We start from the raw sequence: 20,164 nt of genomic DNA on the forward strand, positions 1-20,164 counted from the left end.
CCGCGCGCACGTCGCTGACGCGTGGCAGTTTGCGTGGCCATGCCGCGTGCCCAATCTCCGAAGAAGGTCGATGTCGCTGCGTTGATGAAGAAGGCGGACAGTCTGCTCGACGAGATGCCGCCGCAGTTGGACCAGGCGATTCCGGTGCTGCGCGAAGTGGTGGCCGCGGACCCCAATCATCTGCTGGGACTCCACTCCCTGAGCTGGTCCCTGGACCCGGCACGGCGCATTGAGCCCCACCGCTGGGAGCGCGAGCTGAAGGCCGAGCACTGGCGGCTTCGCGACCGCATCCTCGAGCTGACGCGAGGCACGAAGCCCAGCGACACGCTGACCATCGAGCACCGGGCCCGCTCGCTGGCCTTGAGCCAGTGGGCCGAGGACCTCGTGCGCCGCAAGCCGACCGTGGCCCAGCTCGATGAGGCGGAGGCCGCGCTCGCCGAGGCCGACAGCCTGCGGCCCCTGCGGGACCATCAGCGGGGGCGTCGTGGGCTCGAAGCGTGGCGCGCGCTGACGAAGGGCAAGAAGGAGCAGGGGTACCGCGAGCTGCTCGCCAGGTTGGAGGAGCACCCGGGCATGTGTGCCCAGGGCGTGACGGACGACGACGATCCGCTCAACTTCCAGGGGCTGGAAGGCGCCTTCTCCGATGAAGGGTTCCACGCCTGGCTGCGGAAGCAGAAGCCCGCGAAGAAGAAGGACAAGGCGCTGGATAAAGGGCTGCTGCTCGCGGCCGGGCTCGATGCGAAGCCGTTCTTCGGCCCGGGCTTCGAAGGCAACAGCCGCACGGGCCGGGTGCTGGCCCTGGTCGCGCTCGGCGCGGACCTGGACGCGCGAGACTCCAGCAAGCACAGCGTGCTCCACCTCGCCGCGATGGTGGGTGACGCGGCGCTGGTGACGGAGTTGCTGCGTCTGGGTGTCTCCGCGGACGTTGTCGCGCATGGGAAGTCCACGCCCCTCCATGTGGCCGCCGAACACGGCAGCGTGTCCTGCATCGTTCCGCTCGTGAAGGGGGGCGTTCCCGTGGACGCGCTCGACGACTCCGGACGCACCGCGCTCTTCGATGCTCGGCAGGCCGATGTGGCCCAGGCGCTCATCGACGCGGGGGCCAACCCCAACGCGGGCAAGGGCTGGACGCCGCTGCACCAGTACGCGCGCTTCCAGGAGCGAGGCCCCGTCATCGAGGTGCTGCTCCGCGCCGGAGCGGACGTCTCCCTCAAGGACCGCGGCGGCAACACTCCCGCGCAGGAGGCGTTGGAGCACCAGCACGCCTCCCTCGCCCAACTCATGGGCGCCAAGTCGGCCAAGGGCAAGGCCGGCGCGCTGGACGTGAAGCCCCTGCTGGAGGCGCTGGCACGTCAGCGCAAGACGGTGCTCAAGGCCTGGTACTACGAGAGCAAGGACGTGGACGCCGTCGAGCAGGTCCTGAAGGGGCTCGAACTCCAGGGCGCCACGTCCTGGGACCAGCTCGCGGCCGCGCTCCAGGGCGGGTTCCCCTGGACGGCGATGGCGGTGGTGGAGCTCGCGCGGGAGGTGCTCCCCGCCGAGGAGAAGAAGCCCAAGTTGTCCAATCTGCCGCGCTTCGTGCGAGGCGACCTCGTGGTGAAGGGCGACGTACACCTCGACGGGCCCCTGCTCGTGACAGGGGACCTGACGGTGGAGGGCGTCCTGCGCAACGCGGGGATGGAGGGGATGCTCGTCGTGGGGGGCACGCTCCGCGTCACGGGGCTGGACACGGATGGCGAGGTCGTCGTCGGCAAGGACGTGGAAGCGCAGGTGGTGTGGGGCCATGGCAACGACGCCTCGCTTCGGGTCGGCGGGGTGTTGAAGGCGGAGGTCGCCATCGCGGACGACCACGACGTGCAGGCCAATGTGAAGGCGACGCACCACTACGAGAGTGGTGCGTTCGACGCCACGGACGCTGCCCTCAAGAAGGTCTTCGTCGGGAAGGCCTTCTCCAAGTCGGAGCTGGACCGGGAGAAGCTGTTCGGCCTGTTGGGCAAGGGCGGCGCCGTCCTGGTGTAGGCGGCCCGAGTGGGCGCAAGTGCTCGAACGCGAGGGCTTGCGCCATCTGGGGTTCTTTGATTTTGGTAGTGCGTATCAAAATCGAAATTGGCTCGCTCTGGAGCCATGGAAGGAGACCCCGATGCGCCACCGACTCTTCGTTGCCGCCGAGCGCCGAGGCCACGCCGCCCGAAAGGAGGCGCCATGACTTCGGTGGCGCCGGTCCAGGTGGTCACGCTCTCGGATGGGGGCGTGGTGGCGTACGCGCGGCACGGCGCGCCAGGGGGCAGGCTGGTGGTGATGCACCATGGGCTCGTCGGCAACACGGAGATGGACGCGGGCTGGGCGGCGCTGGCCGCGAAGGCGGGCGTGGAGTTGCTCGTGCTCGCGCGCCCGGGGTACGGCGCGTCTCCTCCGCGTGCGATGTCGAGTGTCGCGGACTGGCCCGCGTGTGTGGAGGCCGTGCTGGAGCGCTTGGAGGTGCCCGAGCGCTTCGACGTCCTGGGGCTCTCCGCGGGGGCGCCCTATGCGTACGCGCTGGCCGCGGGCCTCCGCGCGCGTGTGGAGCGCGTCGCCATCGTCAGTGGTGTCCCGCGAGTCTGCGAGCCCGACGTCCTGGCGCACTACGCGGAGGTGAACCAGGCGGCCTACGCCGGTTTCCTGAGCGCCGACGATGAGACGCTGCGTTCGCAATTCGAAGGCTGGCTCCAGGTGCTGGCGTCGACGGTGGAGGATGAGGACGGGCTGATGGCCGCGGCCCTGCGCGACATCCAGCACCACGGCTACGCCGGGCCCGCGCGTGAGGCGCGGCTCCAGGCTCGGCCCTGGGGCTTCCGCATGGAGGACGTCCACCAGCAGGTGGAGCTTTGGCATGCGCGGGGAGACGACCAGGTGCCCTTCGAGGCCGTCAAGACGAGCATCCGCCAGTTGCCGCGCGCCCGGCTGAACATCCAGGAGCACCCCTCGCACATGCCCAGCGAGGAGACGGCCCGGGCGGTGTTCCGGTTCCTGTCCTCCCCGGTGGCGCGGAGCTGAGTCGCGTCACGCCTTCGGCAGGTGGTCTCTCACGACGCCGAGCCAGTACGCTTTTCCATAGTACTGACTCATCTTCCCGAGGAGCTTGCCCTCGCGGAACAGCAGGAACGTGGGGATGCCGAAGAGGCCGAAGCGCTTCGCGAGGTCTTCGTACTGGTACGCGTTCACCTTCACGACGCGCATCGGGGCGCCATCCAGCTCCGCCAGGAGGGCGGGCTCGGCGGCTGCGTAGATTTCGCAGTTGGGGCAGCCGTCGCCCCAGAAATCCACCACCACCAGCTCGTCCTTGGGCTCCAGGACCAGTTGGTCGAAGTTCTCGCTCGTCCCCTCGTAGCTCACGGGATGTGCCATGGCCTCCTGCCTAACGGGCTCGCGGGTCGCCTTCAACCGGCTCCTGGGCTTCTCGGGTTGAGGGATTGGCTCCCCGCGCCGCCCTGATGCCTGTCCGCCGTGCTGGCAGGCAGCGGCCTGCCGTGGACGGTGTTCTCCGGCTCGTTCCGTGGTGGCTCCGGGTCGCGTTCCGCGTCGGGAGAGGCCCCGCTGTCTCCGCCCATGGCGGGCGCCGCGGGCCTTGAGGTCGTGTCTCCGTGCGTCTTCCTCCCGCGTCTGTCCGGGGCAGGGTGTTCCGCCCGGCCGGGAGTGGATCAGCGGAAGGCGTCGGCTGGCGAGCCGCGAGGGTCCTCGGGGGCGGCAGCGGAGTCGTCACGTCGCCTTGAGGGCGCCGCCTCTCCGGGGGAGGGATGGGGCGGTGGGGGCTCACGGGTTTTCAAGACAGGGCTGGGCTCGGCGCCGGGTGCGTCGTCCTCCGGCGCGGTTTGGATCAGCTCTGGTGCGGTGTCATCAAAAGCCAAAGCCCGCACTGCGCAGGAGGGCACAGCCGCCGTAAGGTTGTGCGACTGGATGTCGTGGAGGGGTCATGCACGAGTGGTTGGAGGCACTTCGCAAGTCGGTCAAGGCATCGTCATCTGGCGTCTCTCCCGAGGAGATTCGCCGGGCCGAAACGGAGTGCGGCGTCCCATTCCCCGAGGAACTCAGCGACCTGTATCAGGCGTTCAACGGGGGCGAGCTCAACGGTGAGGTCCTGCTCTTCCCCCTGCACGGGGCCGAGGGCGACCCGAGCGTCCTGGAGAAGACCCGCCTCAAGCTGGAAGGGCTGCCCGCAGCGGGGCTGTGGCGCATTGGCTTGAAGGGGCAGCACCGGCACCTCTTCGGCGCGCGCAAGTCGGCCATGGTGGAGCAGGGTGACGGCGGCGGACCGCTGCCTGGCTGGGTCGAGGCGCTCGAAGGCGACGACTGGGTCTATGGCACCTGGGAGGGCGAGAAGCGGCAGATGCGGCTGTACCGCTCGCTGAAGGACATGCTCGATGTGCTCGTGCCTCCGGCGGAGGTGGAGAGCTTCGGTGAGCGTACCTTCGCCCGCGCGATGAACGCGGTCCTCCAGGGGGCCCTGTCTGGCGTCCAGGTCGACGGTGAGTCGGAGGAGGAGGCGCTCGAAGGCGAGGCCCAGGCCGAAGAGGACGAGACGCTCGAGGCCGCGGAGCTGGCCGAAGAAGTGGTGGAGGAGGAAGGGGGCGAGATTCGCGAACTGGCGTACGAGTACGACGACGAGAGTTCGGCCTCGCGAGACGAGGACGGGATGAGGGCCCGCTCGGGGCGGGCTGGGAAGGCTCGGTCCGGCAAGGCGGAGCAGATGCCGCTGGCCATTGGCGGCGCGGGTGTGTTGTTCCCGCGAGGGGCCCCGCGCAAGGGGGCGAAGGTCGAGGCGGAGCCCGCTCCCGCGAAGACGCGCTCCGCGAAGAAGTCCGCGCCTGTGGAGGCCGCTGCCGGCAAGGATGCTGCGCCGACCCCGCTGTTTGCGGAGGAGGCTGCTCCTGCCCAACCGTCCGTCGCGAAGAAGTCGTCCAAGAAGGCCACTGCGGCGCAGGTTGCAGCGCCGGATGCCATTTCCGAGGTGCCCGTTGCGGCACCGGCTCCGACGGCTGTTGCAGAGAAGCCCGTGACGAAGAAGAAGCCCTCCGCGAAGAAGGCGTCCGTGACCGCAGTCGAGTCGGAGGCGTCCGCTGCGCCAGAGGCACCGGCCGGGCAATCCACCGCGAAGAAGTCCGCTGCGGCGAAGAAGCCCTCTGCGGCGGTGGTGCTCCACGGGGAGGCTGCTTCAGAGGAGCCAGTCGTGGCGAAGGCGTCCGCGACGGAAAATCCCGCTGCGAAGAAGGCCGCCTCAGAAAAGGCGGTCGCGAAGAAGTCCTCCGCGCCGCAGGCCGCATCGAAGCAGACTGCTGCGGCAAAGGCTCAGGCCACGAAGGCGTCGTCCTCTGCGGCCAAGGTCGCATCGCCAAAGACCGCATCGAAGCAGACTGCTGTGGCGAAGGGCCAGGCCACGAAGGCGGCGTCCTCTGCAACCAAGGTCGCACCGCTAAAAGCCGCGTCGAAGCAGACTGCTGTGGCAAAGGCTCCGGCCAAGAAGGCGCCGTCCTCTGCGGCCAAGGTCGCATCGCCAAAAGCCGCGTCGAAGCAGACTGCTGCGGCAAAGATCCCGTCCAAGAAGGCGTCTGCTGTGAAGAGGGCTCCGGCTTCGAAGCCTGCATCGAAGAAAACCGCTGCAAAGGCGGCGCCCTCGAAGACGCCTGTGGCGAAGAAGGTCCCGGTGTCGAAGGCCGCGTCGAAGAAGCCTGCTGCGAAGAAGGCCCCGGTGTCGAAGGCCGCGTCGAAGAAGCCTGCTTCGAAGAAGGTCCATGCTTCGAAGGCCGCGTCGAAGACGCCTGTCGCCAAGGCTGCTTCCTCGAAGAATCCCGCTGCGAAGAAGGCTCCGTCCAAGGCACTGGCGACGAAGAAGTCGGCTTCCCAGAAGCCAGTCTCAAAGAAGGGCGCCAGGGGGCGTTAGCCCAAGGCAGCAGGCAAGGCGCTTCGTGCGCCTTGCCTCGCTGCGGGCTACCTCGCACGTGGCTCTCATCAGCGCGACGTGCAGAGGTCGAAGCGTCGTCTGTGCGCGCTCGGCCACGCCGTCAGCAAAGCGCACGAGGCGCCATGTCACCGTGCCGCTGTCCGCCGTCTCGAAGTCGAAGAACCATGAGACAGCGCCCGGCCGCGCCGTCAGCAAGGCGCGCGAAGCGCCTTGCCCCGCCGCACACCTATCCCTGCGGCAACTTGTCGAAGTCGATGGGCCGGATGCGGTAACCCGGTTGCGCCGTCAGCTCCAGCGGCTCCTCTTCCTCGTCACCCCTGCGGAACTCATGAATCTCATCCGGGAGGATGTCTCGGAAGTCGGGCTCCTCCTCCAGGGGCGGGGTCGCGGCCAGGTCCTGGTCGGAGATGTTGATTTCATCCTCACCGGTGTCCGGGTTCAGGTGACGCCGCGAGGTGGACTCGCCCACGTCCTCTGAACCGAGCTTCTTGAATCGCATGGCCTCTCCTCGGAAAGCGCGGTGGGTCGGCTGCCTTCATCTCAAGAATGAGAACCCGCGAGGGCGCCGGCAATTCTCGCCGTTTGCCTGCCTGCCATGCCTGCCCGTGCCTCAGCGCTGCGGGGGCACGGCGCGGCCCGAGGGGTAGACGGGCTCCACCTCCAGCAGCACCATGGCCAGCGCCAGCACGCGCGACAGCGTCTCACGCACCTGGTAGCGCCACGGCGTGGGCCGCCCTTCGTCCGCGGCCACGCCCCACGCATCGATGCCCACCGAGTTCGCGATGAACAGCGCCCGCGTCAGGTGGAAGCGCTGCGTGACGAGCACCGCCCGCTTCGTCCCGAACACGGTCGCGGCGCGCAGGCAACTGTCATAGGTGGACAGCCCCGCCTCGTCGCCCTGCACGGCGCTCTCCGGAACCCCGTGCTCCACCAGGTAGCGCCGCATGGCGCGCGTCTCATGATGGAAGGGCTTCGTCTGGTCGCCGCTGACGAGCACCGACGCCACCTTCCCCTGCTGCCAGAGCGCGACGGCCGCATCCAGCCGCTGGGCGAGCACCGGCGAGGGCACCGCGCCCCGGGCCAGCCCCGCGCCGAACACGAGCGCGACGGGCGCCTGCGGCGCCTCCTCCAGCGGAACGATGCGGTGCTCGTAGCGGAGCCGGACGAAATGGGAGAGGGCGAGCAGCGTCACTCCGCCCGCGGCGACCACCGCGAAGCCCCTGCGCACCCACGCTCGTTTCGCTCCGCCTGGCTTCATGGACCCCGTGAACACCGGTAAGGGACCCATTGTGTTCCGGGCCTTCCTCACCGGAAAGCACCGAGCGCCGCCAGTGACTCAGGGTGACGTGCCCGCCTGGGCCCCAGACGGCTTGGACACGAGCCGCTCGATGGCCGCCAGCAACTGGCGGGGCTCCACCGGTTTCTTGAGGAATGCCGCCACGTTGTAACTGGAGGCGTAGACGGCCCGGTCGCGTGGGTTCATGGCCGCCATGCCCGCGGACAGGATGATGACGGGCACCTGGGCCAGGGCTTCACTCGCCTTGCGAGTCGTCAGCACCCGGTGGCCGTCCAGGATGGGCAGTGCCATGTCCAACACCATGAGCGTGGGGCGGGGCGGCTGGGCGAGCTGTTCCAGCGCCTCACGGCCGTTGTGCGCCACGCGGACGCTGTGTCCATGCAGCTCCAGGTACCCCTGGAGGGCCTCGAGGATGTCCGGGTCGTCCTCCACGATGAGGAGCGGACCGGGTGACGCGTAGGCGACCATGCCCTGTAAGGTAAGTCTGTCTCCTACCAAAGGGAGGGGGATGCGGGGGAGCTCGCCTGCCGGGTGCTTCCAGTCGGGACGGGCGATCGTCCGCCTGACGGTGGCAGGCATCCGTTGACCGGCTCCCGCCCCGCCTATATAGGGGGCCCCGTCTGACCCTGCCCCGTCTCCCTTCTGGGCGACGCGGGTTGAACGCCCCACAGGAGCTCCCCGGTCCATGGCGTCCCTTCGCGACATTCGCAAGCGCATCCGCTCGGTGAAGAACACGCGTCAAATCACCAAGGCGATGAAGATGGTTTCCGCCGCGAAGCTTCGCAAGGCGCAGGACGGCATCCTGGCCGCGCGACCCTACGCGACGATGCTGGACCAGATCATCGCCGACCTGTCGGCCCGCGCTGGCGCGGACAGCCTCAGCCACCCGCTGCTGGCGGCCCGTCCGGTGAAGCGCGTGGAGCTGGTGCTGCTGACGTCCGACCGCGGCCTCGCGGGCGGCTTCAACTCCAACGTCATCCGCCGCGCCAACCGGTTCCTGTACGAGAACACGCACCTGGAGTCGATTCGACTCTCCACGGTGGGCCGCAAGGGCAATGACTTCTTCCGCAACCGCGGCCAGCAGATCCGCAAGGACTTCGGCGGCCTGTACCAGCGGCTGAACTACCGCGCCGCCGCGGACGTGGCCGAGGAGCTGGTGGCCAGCTACCTCAACGGCGAGGTGGACGCGGTCCACGTCGTCTACAACGAGTTCGTCTCCGCCATCGCCCAGACGGTGAAGGTGGCCCAGCTCCTGCCGCTGCAGACGCTCGGCGCGGCGGACCAAGCGCCCACGGAAGGCTCCACCACGCTGGTGGACTTCAAGTACGAGCCGGACCGTCAGGCCGTGCTGGACCGCCTGGTGCCCCAGGCCGTCAACATCAAGCTCTACCGCGCGCTGCTGGAGAGCGTGGCCAGCGAGCACGGCGCCCGCATGAGCGCCATGGAGAACGCCACCTCCAACGCGACGGACATGATTGGCAGCCTGACGCTCACCTACAACCGCACGCGCCAGGCCGTCATCACCAAGGAGCTGATGGAGATCGTCTCCGGCGCCGAGGCCCTGAAGTAGAGCTTCTCCGCCGTCGCGACTCCGCTGCCTCACGGGCCTGCCCTCTTATCGGGGCGGGCCCTTCGCGTTTAAGGCCCCCGGTGAGCAGCGCGACCGGCGTTGGAGGGGCACATGCGGCAGCGGATGTGGCTGTTCCTGGCGGTGGTGGTGGGGGTCTCGGGCTGTGGTTTCGAGACGGTCTCCAGCGGTCATGGAGGCATTGGTTTCGACGCGTTCGGCAGCGGCACGCTGCGGGAGCCCTACGGGGAAGGGCTCCACCTCCTGCGGCCGGGCAAGTCGCTCATCGTCTACGACTTGCGCGTCCAGGAGATGAAGGACGCGCTGAGCGTCCTGTCCAACAACGGCCTGGACCTCAAGGTGGACGCCAGCGTGCGCTACCGGGTGGCGGCCTCGAGGCTCTTCGAGCTGCACACCCAGACGGGGCCCCGCTACGCCGACATCTTGATCGCCCCGGTGGTCCGCTCGGAGGCCCGCAAGGTGTTTGGCCGCTACGCGCCCGAGGAAATCTACTCCTCCAAGCGCGAGCAGATCGAACAGGAGATTTTCGAGGAGGTGTCGCGCTCGCTGGAGGGCAAGCACGTGGTGGTGGAGGCCATCCTGGTGCGGGACGTGACGCTGCCCTCGGCCATCCGCGAGGCCATCGCGGACAAGCTGGCGGAGGAGCAGCGCAGCCAGAAGATGCGCTTCACCCTGGCCAAGGAGCGCCAGGAGGCGGACCGAAAGCAGATCGAAGCGGAGGGCATCGCCCGGTACCAGGACATCGTGCGCAAGGGACTCACCGAGGAGTACCTGCGCTTCAAGGGCATCGAGGCCACCGAGCGGCTCGCCCAGAGCCAGAACGCGAAGGTCGTCTTGGTCGGTAGCCCGAACAGCGGGCTGCCCCTGGTGTACCAGCCGGATGGGAAGTAAGGGGGTGGCGCCCGGCGTGTGGTTCCGCTAAGCCGGACTTACCAGTCAGTTGCCCGGGAGGCTTGACCCCCGGGGGGGGCCCCGGTAAAGGGGGCCCGCCCTCCCAGCCGGGCCGAAATTTCAAGGGTGGCGGCGCCCGTCCGCTCCCCGTGCGAGGCAGACGATTCCATGAGCGCTCAAGTTCCGACGGCAGGCAGAATCATCCAGGTCCTCGGCCCGGTGGTCGACGTCGAGTTCCCGCCCGGCGGTCTCCCCGAGGTCTACACGGCCCTCAAGGTCACCAACGCGAACTTGGGCACCGCCGCTGACAACCTCACCCTCGAGGTTGCGCAGCACCTGGGCGAGAACACCGTCCGCACCATCGCCATGGACTCCACGGAGGGTCTGGGCCGCGGCATGGCCGTCACCAACACGGGCGCCCCCATCCAGGTGCCGGTGGGCAAGGCCACCCTGGGCCGCATCCTGAACGTCACCGGCGAGCCGGTGGACGAAATGGGCCCGGTGAAGGCGCAGGAGCACTGGTCCATCCACCGCGCGCCCCCGCCCTTCACGGAGCAGGACGTGCGCGTGCAGATGTTCGAGACGGGCATCAAGGTCATCGACCTGCTCGCCCCGTACACCCGCGGTGGCAAGATTGGCCTCTTCGGCGGCGCCGGCGTGGGCAAGACGGTGCTCCTGCAGGAGCTCATCCGCAACGTGGCCGTGGAGCGCGGCGGCTTCTCGGTGTTCGCCGGCGTCGGTGAGCGCACCCGCGAAGGCAACGACCTCTACCACGAAATGCAGGACACGAAGGTCATCCAGACGGACAACCTGGAGGCCAGCCAGGCCGTTCTGGTGTACGGCCAGATGAACGAGCCGCCCGGCGCCCGCGCCCGCGTGGCCCTGTCCGCGCTGACGATGGCCGAGTACTTCCGCGACGTGGAAGGCCGCGACGTGCTCCTCTTCGTCGACAACATCTTCCGCTTCACCCAGGCCGGTTCCGAAGTGTCCGCCCTCCTGGGCCGCATCCCCAGCGCCGTGGGTTACCAGCCCACGCTGGCCACGGAGATGGGCGGTCTGCAGGAGCGCATCACCTCCACCACGAAGGGTTCCATCACCTCCGTGCAGGCCATCTACGTCCCCGCCGACGACCTCACGGACCCGGCGCCCGCGACGGCCTTCGCCCACCTCGACGCGACGACGGTGCTCAACCGCTCCATCGCCGAGCTCGCCATCTTCCCCGCCGTGGACCCGCTGGACTCCACCAGCCGCATCCTGGACCCGGCCGTCATCGGCGCGGAGCACTACGGCGTGGCCCGCAAGGTCCAGGGCATCCTCCAGCGGTACAAGGAGCTGCAGGACATCATCGCCATCCTCGGCATGGACGAGCTCTCCGAGGACGACAAGCTGGTGGTGGCCCGCGCCCGGAAGATCCAGAAGTTCCTGTCGCAGCCCTTCTTCGTGGCCAAGGTCTTCACCGGCAAGGACGGCCGCTACGTGAAGCTCCAGGACACCATCCAGGGCTTCAAGGAGATCTCCGAGGGCAAGCACGACGAGATCCCCGAGGGTGCCTTCTACATGGCGGGCAGCATCGACGAGGTCGTCGACAACGCCCGCAAGATGGCGGTCTGAGTTAAGCTGGGCGTTCCTTTTCTCGCCGAGTCCACCATGCGCCGTGCCGCGCTCGCCCTGGTCCTGATGTTCCTGAGTTCCCCCGCCGTGGCGGAGGAGCGCAAGGGACGGGCCCGGGTGAGTGCCAACGGGCTGTACAGCGTGCGCATGGTGGAAGTGGCGCAGGGGCAGTGCCGGCTGGAAGTGACGCAGGAGAGCGGCCCGGCGTGGTCGCTGCCGCAGTGTCTGGGCACGGTGGACGACTTCTACTTCGTCTCCAACGACGGTGAGCGCGTCTGGGTGGTGTGGCCGCTGGTGGAGAAGGGCAAGCCCGTGCCGGAGCCTCGCCCGAGCAGGAAGTCGAAGGCGAAGAAGCCCAAGGGGCCTCCGGGCTGGGCGCGCGTGGTGGTGGCGGCGCAGTACGGGCGGGATGGGCAGCGGCTCCAGGAGAAGCAGTTGACCGAGTGGCTCAACACGCGGCAGCTCTCCGAGGTGCGTCAGCTCACCCACCACATCAAGTGGCTGGAGGGCACGCTCGGCGTCCCCGGCAAGGGGCCCCGGCTGACGGACGCCGGGGTGGTGGAGTTGGAGCCGGTAGGTGGGACCACCCGCCAGCTTACGTTCTGATTTGGCAGTGCGAGGAGCCTCATGGCCAAGCTGACTGTGGAGATTGTCACCCCCGAGAAGCGCATCCTGTCGGTGCAGGCCGACGAGGCGATTGTCCCTGGCGGCCGGGGTCTGTTCGGCGTGCGGCCGGGGCACACCCCGTTCCTGTCGCTGATGGAGCCGGGCGCGCTGACGCTGATTGAGGGTGGCCGGCGCGAGTCCTACTTCGTCGCGGGCGGCTTCGTGGAAGTGGGCAACGACAAGGTGCTGGTGCTCGCCGACGCGGCCGAGCCCGTCGCCGGCATCGACGTGGAAGGCGCCCGCCGCCGCATGACCGAAGCGCAGGAGCGCATGAAGGGCATGTCCGCCGAGGACGCGCGCTTCGAGCTGGAGCAGGCCACGGTGCGCCGCGAGGCGGCCCGCATCGGCGCCGCCTCCACCGCGCGCGCGTAGTCCGCGCCGCGCTGTTTGTTTCTCCGGCCAGGGCGTTCGCGCGCCTGGCCGTTTTCACGTGTGACGCTGGGGCTCCCCTCGTGTGGAGCCGGTGTCCACGGTGGTTCCCGTGAGGGTGCGCGAAGGGCTCGCGCCTCCGGGCAGACGCTCCAACGACTTCCGACACCGCCGTGCCTCCCAATGCCTGGCGCCGCAGCCCAGGTCCTGGCTCGCAGTAGCTCCACTGTCCGTGAAGGCGCATTTGACGGTGCGGGTTTTAAAGAGCATTTTAAATGCATCTTTAAGCCCATTCCGGGCGGAAGGAGCGAGCACGATGAGCGTCGCGGTGGAGAAGAGCGTCTACGAGCAGTTGGGCGGAGAGCCGGCGATGGCGGCGGCGGTGGAGGTCTTCTATCGGAAGGTGCTGGCGGACGAGCGCATCAGCCACTTCTTCGAGGACGTGGACATGGAGCGCCAGTCGGCGAAGCAGAAGGCCTTCCTCACCATGGTGACGGGCGGGCCGGTCCACTACAGCGGCCGGGACATGCGCGCGGGGCACGCCCCGCTGGTCCGGCGCGGGTTGAATGACCTGCACTTCGACGCGGTGGCGGGCCACCTGAAGGAGACGCTGGAGGAGCTCGGCGTCCCGGCGCCCCTGGTGGCGAAGGTGCTGGCCATCGCGGAGAGCACGCGCGCGGACGTCCTGAACCGCTGACCTGGGGAGCACGCCATGGCGAAGGTAAAGCACGAGTCCGGCTGGTATCCGTTGGAGTCCGGAGAGAGCGTGTTGGACGCGCTGCTGCGTCAGGGCGTGTCCATCCCCAATGCCTGTCGCGCGGGGGCCTGCCAGTCCTGCCTGATGCGCGCCGTGTCGGGGACGCTCCCCGAGGCCGCGCAGGTGGGGTTGAAGGACACGCTCCGGGCGCAGGGGTACTTCCTCGCCTGTGCCTGCCGGCCACCGGAAGACGCGGTGCTGGAAGTCACGGGCGCGGAGGCCCTGCGTGTCCCCGCGCGCATCACCGCGTTGACGCCGCTGTCCGAGAGCGTCCTGTCCGTGCGGCTGGTGACGGACACCCCGCTGGCGTACCGCGCGGGGCAATACATCTCCCTGGTTCGCGCGGACGGGCTGACGCGCAGCTACTCGCTGGCCAGCCTGCCCCGCGAAGACGCACTGGAGTTGCATGTGCGGCTCCACCCGGGTGGCGCGATGAGCGGCTGGTTGGCACAGGAGGCCCGGCCCGGAGACAGACTCCAGGTGCAGGGGCCCGCGGGGAGCTGCTTCTACGTGCCCGGCCGGCCCGAGCAGCCCTTGCTGCTGGCGGGAACGGGCACGGGCCTGGCGCCGCTCCATGGCATCGTCCGTGACGCGCTGGAGGCGGGCCACTCGGGGCCCATCTGGCTCTTCCACGGGGCCCGGACGCCCGCCGGGCTCTACCTCACCCAGGAGCTGCGCGCGTTGGCGGAGCGGCATCCCCAACTCCACTATCGGCCGGGCGTGCTGGAAGGGGGCAGCCGGGATGTCGCGGAAGGGGCGCTCGAGGTGCTCATTCGCGCCGAATGTCCCAAGCCCGTGGGTTGGCGCGCATGGCTCTGCGGAGACGGGCCTTTGGTGCTATCCCTTCGGAAGAAGCTGTTCTTGGCCGGCCTCTCGCTGAAGGAACTCCACGTGGATGCCTTCCTTCCGAGCGTCCCCCCGGCGCAGCGCCGTACTTCCGACGCCGGAGCCCGCTGACGTGCACCTCACCCTCCACGCCGACTACTCGCTGCGGGTGCTGCTCTATCTGGCCACGCGCACGGGGCGGCCCGTGTCCACCCAGGAGATGGCGGATGCCTATGGCATCTCCAAGCATCACCTGGTGCGGGTGGTGCAGACGTTGGCGGGGCAGGGGGTGGTGGACGCGCGGGCGGGGCGCTCGGGTGGTGTGACGCTGGCGCGCGCCCCGGCGGACATCCGCGTGGGCAGCGTGCTGCGCGCCGCGGAGCCGGACTTCCACCTGGTGGAGTGCTTCGACCGGGAGCGCAACACCTGTCCCATCGCGCCCGCGTGTGGCCTCAAGGGGGTGTTGTCCGAGGCCCGCGAGGCCTTCCTCGCGGTGTTGGACAAGTACACGCTGGCGGACCTGCTCGACCGCTCCCGGCCAAACCTCGCGGACTATTTCCTCTCCACGGCGGCCCCGTGATTTCGGGCACGCTCGAGCTGTATCATCGCATCGCGGATGCAGCTTCGGCCCAGGCGCGGCTTTACATCGTGGACTACGCGCTGGAGGACCGCGTGCGTTTTCGCAACGTGGCCTTCGAGGAAGCGGAGGCGGACTGGCGCCGGCACGGTGGACACACGACGCCCGCGCTCTGGGATGGCACGCACCTGCACCAGGGCGCGCAGGCGGTGATTGCGCGACTTCAAGCCGTCGTCAACCTGGGACGCGATGACGCATGAGGCGACGGCGCGCGTGTGCTGACACCCGCGCGCTGGTGCCACCTGCGCGTCCCTCGTGCGCCATGCGCACCGTGCGCGAAGGTTCGAGAGTTGGACACGTGTGCAGGTGCGCGAATGCGTGCACCCACCGAGGCTTGCCGCGCGCATGTTGGTTGCGGTAGTCACCCCACCCCGCGCTGCGATCCACGAGGCGCGAGGGATGGAGCGTGGACGGTGAAGAATGCGTGTGGATGTTCGAGGCCGGTTGTCTCACGCTCGTCAAGTCCCGGCACGATTCTTCCCGCTCAAGCCCGCGCATGTTTCACGCGTTTCTCTCCTTTCTCACTGGCCGTTCAGGCCTGAGCCTCGGTTAATCTCCACGACCCCATGTCGCTGACTCCCGCCGAGCGCCAGGACAGGTTCCATGCGGCGTTCGTGGGGCTCGCCATCGGCGATGCGCTCGGCTTTCCGCTGCGCGGCATCCCGCCCGCGAGCCTCGCGCGGCTCCCCGGCCTTGCCGAAGACTTCGCGCCTCGTCCGCGCGGCAAGTTCGCCAAGGGCCAGTTCAGCGACGACACGCAGCTCTTGCTCGCGGCGGCGGAGAGCGTCATCCGCGAAGGCAAGGTGGAAGGCCGCAGCGCGGCGGCGCACCTGGCGTGGCTGTGGCAGGAGGGCATCATCCTCCAGCCGCCCAAGAGCCTGGCGGACGCGCTGCAGCGGCTGGCCAGCGGTGTGCCGTGGATGAGCGCGGGTGCGTCATTGGGCACGCGGTGCCATTCGGTGCTCAGCCGCGCGCTGGTGGTGGGGCTGCTGGAGAGCGGCCACCGCGCGCGGCTGCCGCATGACGCGGGTGTGCTCACCGTCATCACCCACAAGGATCCGGTGTGCGCGGCGGCCGCCGCGGCGTTCGCGCAGGCCGCGGCGCTGGGCATGGAAGAGGAGCCGCTGACGCCCGCGGCCTTCTGCGAGGAGCTGGCCCTGGCCGCGGCCGTGCACGACAAGGGCCTGGCCGAGGAGGTTCGCCACCTGCCGCGCCTGTTGACGTGGGACACGGGGCGGGCCCTGTCGCAGCTCCGCAAGGTGGGGGTGCCCCCCAGCGAGCTGAAGGGCGTGGACGGGCTGCCGCCGCACGTGGTGCCCGTGCTGCTGACGTCGCTGTTCGCCACGCTGAAGGTGCCGCACGACTTCCGTGAGGCGGTGGCCCTCACGCTGCGCTGCGGCGGCGAGGCGGATGTGGCCGCCGCGCTGACGGGCGCTCTGCTGGGCGCTCACCTGGGCACGCGGGCCATCCCCGCCCGGTTGCGCAAGCAGGTGTTGTACTCGGAGAACCTGATGGATACGGCGGACCGCCTGTTCCGCGCCCATCAGGTCCGCGAGACGCTGGCCACGGCCCTGTCGCACCGCCGCCGTCGCTGAGAGCGACGGCCGGGCAGGCGGGCAGACGTCGACGCGCACTCCTCCGGGGCTTCTCTGGAGGGAGCGTCCTGCCCACCTTGTGCGAAGGAGCGGGACGCAAGGATGCCAGGCAGGCATGGAAGCGCACGTGCGGTCCGCCAAGCCATCGCAGGAGGCACGTGTCGTGGACCTCGAATCGGAACGCCTGGAGCGAAGTCAACTGGAGACGCTCTCCACGGCGGAGCTCATCCGCCACGCCTTGGCGGAGACGCGCCTGTTGGTGCGCGCCGAGGTGATGCACGCGAAGAAGGAGCTGCGCGAGGAGATAAAGGCCGCGCGGACCGCCGGCATCCTCCTGGGGGCGGGCGCGGTGCTGGCGCTCACCTCCCTGGCCGTCCTCTTCGTCGCGCTGGGATTGGCCCTGCCCATCGCCCACGCGCTGGGCGTCCTGGGCGTGGGTGTGGTGCTGCTGGCCATCGCGGCCGGGTTGCTCTTCGTGGGCAGCAAACGCCTGCCCAAGAAGCCGCTGCCGCACACCCAGGAGCGGCTGAAGACGGACTACCACCTCACGCGGGAGACGCTGCAATGAACGGCAATGGCCGCGACGCCGACGCGCCCGTGGAAATCCAACGGCGCGAGGACCACCGCATCACCCGCGGCATGGGTGACCGCAAGCAGGTGGAGGAGACGGCGGACCGCATCCGCGATGAGCTGCTGCTGACGCTGGCGGAGCTGGACCGCCGGCGGGAGCGCGCGCTCGATGTGCGCTACCACGCCATGCAGCACCGCACCGAGTTGATGGCCGCGGGGGGCGTGGTGCTGACGGTGCTGGGGCTCGGCGTGGGTTATGCCGTCTATCGGATGCGCAACCGCGACGAGATTCTGCGCCGCAAGCGCCGCAAGGCCCTGACGCGAGCCTGGGAGCATCCGGACCGCGTCGCCTCCAGCGCGGAGCAGCGCCCGCTGGGCGCGGAGCTGGGACGCAAGCTGGTCCTCATCTTCGCCAGCGCTCTGGCCACCGCCGTGGCACGAAACGCCGTGGTGACGCTGGTTCCTTCGCGCCGCGTCCCTGCTTCCGCTATGGGTGTTTATAAGAATACATAATTGCGACAAATTCAGACATAAACCAGTCTGATGCCCATGACGGACCTGCTCTATGCGCGGGCTCAGATGGGCTTGTCGCTCGCGTTCCACATCGTCTTCGCGGCGGCGGGGGTGGCGCTCCCCGTCCTCATGGTGCTCAGTGATTGGAAGGCGCGCCGCACGGGCGACGCCGACTACGTGAAGCTGAGCCAGAAGCTGGCGAAGGGGACGGCCATCCTCTTCGCGGTGGGCGCGGTGAGTGGGACGGTGCTGTCCTTCGAGCTGGGCCTGCTGTGGCCGGAGTTCATGGGGCAGTACGGCGAGGTGATTGGGCTGCCCTTCAGTCTGGAGGGCGTGGCCTTCTTCACCGAGGCCATCTTCCTGGGCATCTACCTGTACGGACGGGAGCGGGTGTCGCCGGGGCTGCACCTCTTCTCCGGCGTCATGGTGGCGGTGAGCGGCGCGGCCAGCGCGTTCTTCGTCACGCTGGTGAACACGTTCATGAACCACCCGTCGGGCTTCACGCCGACGGCGACGGGGCCCGTGGACGTGCAGCCGTTGGTGGCCATGTTCAGTCCGGGGTGGCAGTACCAGACGGCGCACGTGCTGCTCTCCTGTTACCAGGCGAGCGCGTTCGCCATGGCGGGCATCCACGCCTTCGTGTTGCTGCGTCACCCGGGCGCGGCGTTCCACAAGAAAGCGCTGTCGGTGGCGCTGCCGCTGGCGTGTGTCACCGCGCTGCTCCAGCCGGTGGTGGGGGACTTGTCCGCCAAGCACGTGGCGAAGGCGCAGCCGGTGAAGCTGGCCGCGATGGAAGGCCAGTTCGAGACGGAGCGTGGCGCGCCGCTGCGTCTGGGCGGACTGCCGAATGTGGAGACGGGCGAGGTGCCCTACGCGTTGGACATCCCCAAGGGGTTGTCCATCCTGGCCTTCGCGGACCCGGACGCGGAGGTGAAGGGGCTGAATGCGTTCCCTCGCGACGAGTGGCCTCCGGTGGGGAAGGTCCATGTGGCCTTCCAGGTGATGGTGGGCACGGGCAGTGCGATGGCGTTGCTCGCGCTGGCTTCGTTGGGGTGGCGGTGGCGCAAGAAGGCGTGGCCGCACGGGCGGAAGTGGCTGTGGGCGTGGTTGCTGTCGGGGCCGCTCGGCGTGGTGGCGATGGAAGCGGGGTGGCTCGTCACGGAGTGGGGGCGGCAGCCGTGGATTCTGCGCGGGGTGATGCGCACGGCGGACGCGGTGACACCGGTGCCACACTTGGCCGCGCCCTTCTGGACCTTCACCGCCGTGTACCTGTTCCTGGGCGTGACGGTGGTGCTCCTGCTGGTGCGGCAGGTGGCGGGGACACTGCCTGGCCGAGCGGGTGACGCGCCAGAGGGAGCGGCCCATGCCCACTGACGTGATTCTGGGCGTCGTGGTGGTGGGGCCGGGGCTTCGCTGGCAAGGCGGCACACGCGAGGAGGCGTTTCATGCGTGCTGACGCGACGCTGGGTTTTGCGGCGGTGGGGCTGGTGCCTCACCGGCAGGGCGGCGCACGCGCGGGAGTGACGTATGTCCACTGACGTGATTCTGGGCTTCGCGGTCGCGGGGACCTTTGTCCTTTACGCGCTCTTCGGCGGCGCGGACTTTGGCGGAGGTGTGTGGGACTTGTTGGCCTTCGGGCCTCGCAAGGCGGAGCAACGCGCGCTCATCGCCCGAGCCATTGGTCCGGTGTGGGAGGTGAATCACATCTGGCTCATCGTCGGTATGGTGCTGCTGTTCGCCGGCTTCCCACGGGCCTTCGCGGTGCTGAGCGTGGCGCTCCACGTGCCCCTGACGTTGCTGTTGCTGGGCATCGTGTTCCGGGGCGCGGCCTTCACCTTCCGGGCGTATGACACGCGCGGGGACGCGGTGCAGCGGCGCTGGGGGCTCGTCTTCAGCGGTGCGAGCGTCTTCGCGCCGCTGCTGCTGGGCATGTGCGTGGGCGCGGTGGTGAGCGGGACGGTTCGCGTCGAGGGCAGGGTGGTGACGAGCGGCTTCTTCTCTTCGTGGCTCACGCCCTTCGCCTGGGCGGTGGGCGCGTTGGCGCTGTGCCTCTTCGCCTTCCTCGCTGCGGTGTACCTCACGCATGAGGCCCCCTCGACGGCGCTGCGCGAGGACTTCCGGCGCCGCGCATTGGGCTCGGGTGTGGTCGTATTCCTGTCGGCGCTGGCCGTGTTGCTGCTGGCGCGCGACGGGGCGCCCCGTGTCTGGGAGGGACTGCTGCGTTCGCCCTTCGCGCTGGCGCTGCACGTGGGCACGGCGGTGGCGGCGGTGGCGTCCTTCGGCCTTCTCTGGACACGGCGCTTCCGGTGGGCACGCGTCGCCGCGGCACTCCAAGCGGGGCTCATCGTGCTCGGCTGGGCGGCGTCGCAGCACCCCTACCTCGTGGTGCCGGACGTCACGCTTCAAGGCGCGGCCGCGAGCCCTGGCGCGCAGCGGTTGTTGCTGGTAGCGCTGGGCGTGGGCACAGCCATCGTGGTGCCCTCGTTGGTGCTTCTCTTCCGCGTCTTCCGGCCGTCGTCATTGCCGGAGCGCGATGTCACTGGCCCGCTTTCCGCTGAGTCCCTCACTCCAGGCAGAGCGGTGAAGCCTTCTTGATACTGCAGGGGACGCTCGAACCGCGCGCCTCGCGAGCGGTCGTGGCGGCAAACATGGCATCCTGAGATGGCGAGGTGCTGCCTATGAAGCTCTTGGAACTCGACGACGTGTCGAAGGAAGCGGTCCTGCGCCTGTCTCAGGACGAGCTGATGCTGATTTCAAACGCCCTGAATGAGATTTTGAATGGGGTGAGGATCCGAGGATTTGAAGCCAGGGTGGGTGTATCGAGAGAGTTTGCAGATGGTTTTCATGCGGCGTTCAGGGCGGCCGTCTTCCCTGACAGAGTGGATCTAACGGAGTAGCCAGATACGCCGA

The 20,164-nt window shown here is 69.0% G+C and carries 22 protein-coding genes; 18 read left to right on the plus strand and 4 right to left on the minus strand.

The genetic code is table 11. From position 1 onward, the window contains the following. The first annotated feature begins 39 nt into the window (after nt 1–39). Both A176_RS36945 and A176_RS36950 read left to right on the plus strand, forming a co-directional pair. Nucleotides 40–2,019 (plus strand): ankyrin repeat domain-containing protein, encoded by a 1,980-nt coding sequence (locus A176_RS36945; protein ID WP_226994111.1) that lies wholly within the window; start codon nt 40–42, stop codon nt 2,017–2,019. A 183-nt stretch (nt 2,020–2,202) separates the two neighbouring features. Continuing rightward, complete coding sequence (locus A176_RS36950) at nt 2,203–3,033, plus strand: alpha/beta fold hydrolase (protein ID WP_002633655.1); 831 nt, start codon at nt 2,203–2,205, stop codon at nt 3,031–3,033. 6 nt (nt 3,034–3,039) lie between these two features. Here the strand turns inward: A176_RS36950 and A176_RS36955 are convergent, their stop codons facing one another. Beyond that, nucleotides 3,040–3,384 carry a thioredoxin family protein gene (locus A176_RS36955; protein WP_002633654.1) on the minus strand — a complete coding sequence of 115 codons (345 nt, stop codon included), beginning with the start codon at nt 3,382–3,384 and terminating at the stop codon, nt 3,040–3,042. A gap of 565 nt (nt 3,385–3,949) precedes the next feature. On the opposite strand from A176_RS36955, the gene A176_RS36960 reads away from it, so the two are divergent. Next, nucleotides 3,950–5,914, plus strand: coding sequence for an SMI1/KNR4 family protein (locus A176_RS36960; protein ID WP_002633653.1), 1,965 nt, complete (start codon nt 3,950–3,952; stop codon nt 5,912–5,914). Between the two features lie 247 nt (nt 5,915–6,161). Here the strand turns inward: A176_RS36960 and A176_RS36965 are convergent, their stop codons facing one another. The 3 genes from A176_RS36965 to A176_RS36975 form a co-directional block, all read right to left on the minus strand. After that, nucleotides 6,162–6,434: a hypothetical protein gene (locus A176_RS36965; protein ID WP_002633651.1), complete on the minus strand. Its 273-nt coding sequence runs from the start codon at nt 6,432–6,434 to the stop codon at nt 6,162–6,164. Between the two features lie 111 nt (nt 6,435–6,545). After that, nucleotides 6,546–7,223: a SanA/YdcF family protein gene (locus A176_RS36970; RefSeq protein WP_044889899.1), complete on the minus strand. Its 678-nt coding sequence runs from the start codon at nt 7,221–7,223 to the stop codon at nt 6,546–6,548. A gap of 48 nt (nt 7,224–7,271) precedes the next feature. Next, nucleotides 7,272–7,700, minus strand: coding sequence for a response regulator (locus A176_RS36975; protein WP_002633649.1), 429 nt, complete (start codon nt 7,698–7,700; stop codon nt 7,272–7,274). Nucleotides 7,701–7,917: 217 nt separating this feature from the next. Here A176_RS36975 and atpG point away from each other — a divergent pair, with 217 nt between their 5' ends. The 15 genes from atpG to A176_RS37050 all read left to right on the plus strand — a co-directional run bounded on the left by atpG (nt 7,918) and on the right by A176_RS37050 (nt 20,151). Next, nucleotides 7,918–8,802, plus strand: a complete 885-nt coding sequence (gene atpG, locus A176_RS36980) for an ATP synthase F1 subunit gamma (RefSeq protein WP_002633648.1) — start codon at nt 7,918–7,920, stop codon at nt 8,800–8,802. Nucleotides 8,803–8,913: 111 nt separating this feature from the next. After that, nucleotides 8,914–9,711 (plus strand): prohibitin family protein, encoded by a 798-nt coding sequence (locus tag A176_RS36985; protein ID WP_002633647.1) that lies wholly within the window; start codon nt 8,914–8,916, stop codon nt 9,709–9,711. Nucleotides 9,712–9,879: 168 nt separating this feature from the next. Continuing rightward, nucleotides 9,880–11,322 (plus strand): F0F1 ATP synthase subunit beta, encoded by a 1,443-nt coding sequence (gene atpD / locus A176_RS36990; protein ID WP_002633646.1) that lies wholly within the window; start codon nt 9,880–9,882, stop codon nt 11,320–11,322. Nucleotides 11,323–11,358: 36 nt separating this feature from the next. After that, the gene (locus A176_RS36995; protein ID WP_002633645.1) at nt 11,359–11,928 is read left to right on the plus strand and encodes a hypothetical protein; all 570 of its coding nucleotides are present in this window, start codon (nt 11,359–11,361) and stop codon (nt 11,926–11,928) included. A gap of 21 nt (nt 11,929–11,949) precedes the next feature. Next, entirely contained in the window at nt 11,950–12,360 is a 411-nt protein-coding gene (locus tag A176_RS37000) for a F0F1 ATP synthase subunit epsilon (protein ID WP_002633644.1), read from the plus strand. A gap of 313 nt (nt 12,361–12,673) precedes the next feature. After that, nucleotides 12,674–13,054 (plus strand): group I truncated hemoglobin, encoded by a 381-nt coding sequence (locus A176_RS37005; protein ID WP_002633643.1) that lies wholly within the window; start codon nt 12,674–12,676, stop codon nt 13,052–13,054. Between the two features lie 15 nt (nt 13,055–13,069). Then, complete coding sequence (locus A176_RS37010; protein ID WP_002633642.1) at nt 13,070–14,071, plus strand: 2Fe-2S iron-sulfur cluster-binding protein; 1,002 nt, start codon at nt 13,070–13,072, stop codon at nt 14,069–14,071. Nucleotide 14,072: 1 nt separating this feature from the next. Then, entirely contained in the window at nt 14,073–14,519 is a 447-nt protein-coding gene (locus A176_RS37015; protein WP_002633641.1) for an RrF2 family transcriptional regulator, read from the plus strand. After that, a complete protein-coding gene (locus A176_RS37020) occupies nt 14,516–14,776 on the plus strand; it encodes a hypothetical protein (RefSeq protein ID WP_002633640.1) in 261 nt (86 codons plus the stop codon). Before A176_RS37015 ends, A176_RS37020 begins: the two co-directional genes overlap by 4 nt. Before the next feature lie 366 nt (nt 14,777–15,142). After that, nucleotides 15,143–16,171, plus strand: a complete 1,029-nt coding sequence (locus A176_RS37025) for an ADP-ribosylglycohydrolase family protein (protein WP_002633639.1) — start codon at nt 15,143–15,145, stop codon at nt 16,169–16,171. Nucleotides 16,172–16,334: 163 nt separating this feature from the next. Further along, nucleotides 16,335–16,739 carry a phage holin family protein gene (locus A176_RS37030; RefSeq protein WP_002633638.1) on the plus strand — a complete coding sequence of 135 codons (405 nt, stop codon included), beginning with the start codon at nt 16,335–16,337 and terminating at the stop codon, nt 16,737–16,739. Continuing rightward, nucleotides 16,736–17,254 (plus strand): hypothetical protein, encoded by a 519-nt coding sequence (locus A176_RS37035; RefSeq protein ID WP_002633637.1) that lies wholly within the window; start codon nt 16,736–16,738, stop codon nt 17,252–17,254. The genes A176_RS37030 and A176_RS37035 overlap by 4 nt, the downstream gene beginning before the upstream one ends. 30 nt (nt 17,255–17,284) lie before the next feature. Beyond that, the gene (locus tag A176_RS37040; RefSeq protein WP_044889898.1) at nt 17,285–18,628 is read left to right on the plus strand and encodes a cytochrome ubiquinol oxidase subunit I; all 1,344 of its coding nucleotides are present in this window, start codon (nt 17,285–17,287) and stop codon (nt 18,626–18,628) included. Nucleotides 18,629–18,781: 153 nt separating this feature from the next. After that, nucleotides 18,782–19,849 (plus strand): cytochrome d ubiquinol oxidase subunit II, encoded by a 1,068-nt coding sequence (locus tag A176_RS37045; RefSeq protein ID WP_002633634.1) that lies wholly within the window; start codon nt 18,782–18,784, stop codon nt 19,847–19,849. Between the two features lie 83 nt (nt 19,850–19,932). After that, nucleotides 19,933–20,151, plus strand: a complete 219-nt coding sequence (locus tag A176_RS37050) for a hypothetical protein (RefSeq protein WP_044889897.1) — start codon at nt 19,933–19,935, stop codon at nt 20,149–20,151. Nucleotides 20,152–20,164 lie beyond the last annotated feature (13 nt).

It is taken from the genome of Myxococcus hansupus, from assembly GCF_000280925.3.
In the GTDB taxonomy this organism is placed as follows: Bacteria; Myxococcota; Myxococcia; order Myxococcales; family Myxococcaceae; genus Myxococcus; species Myxococcus hansupus.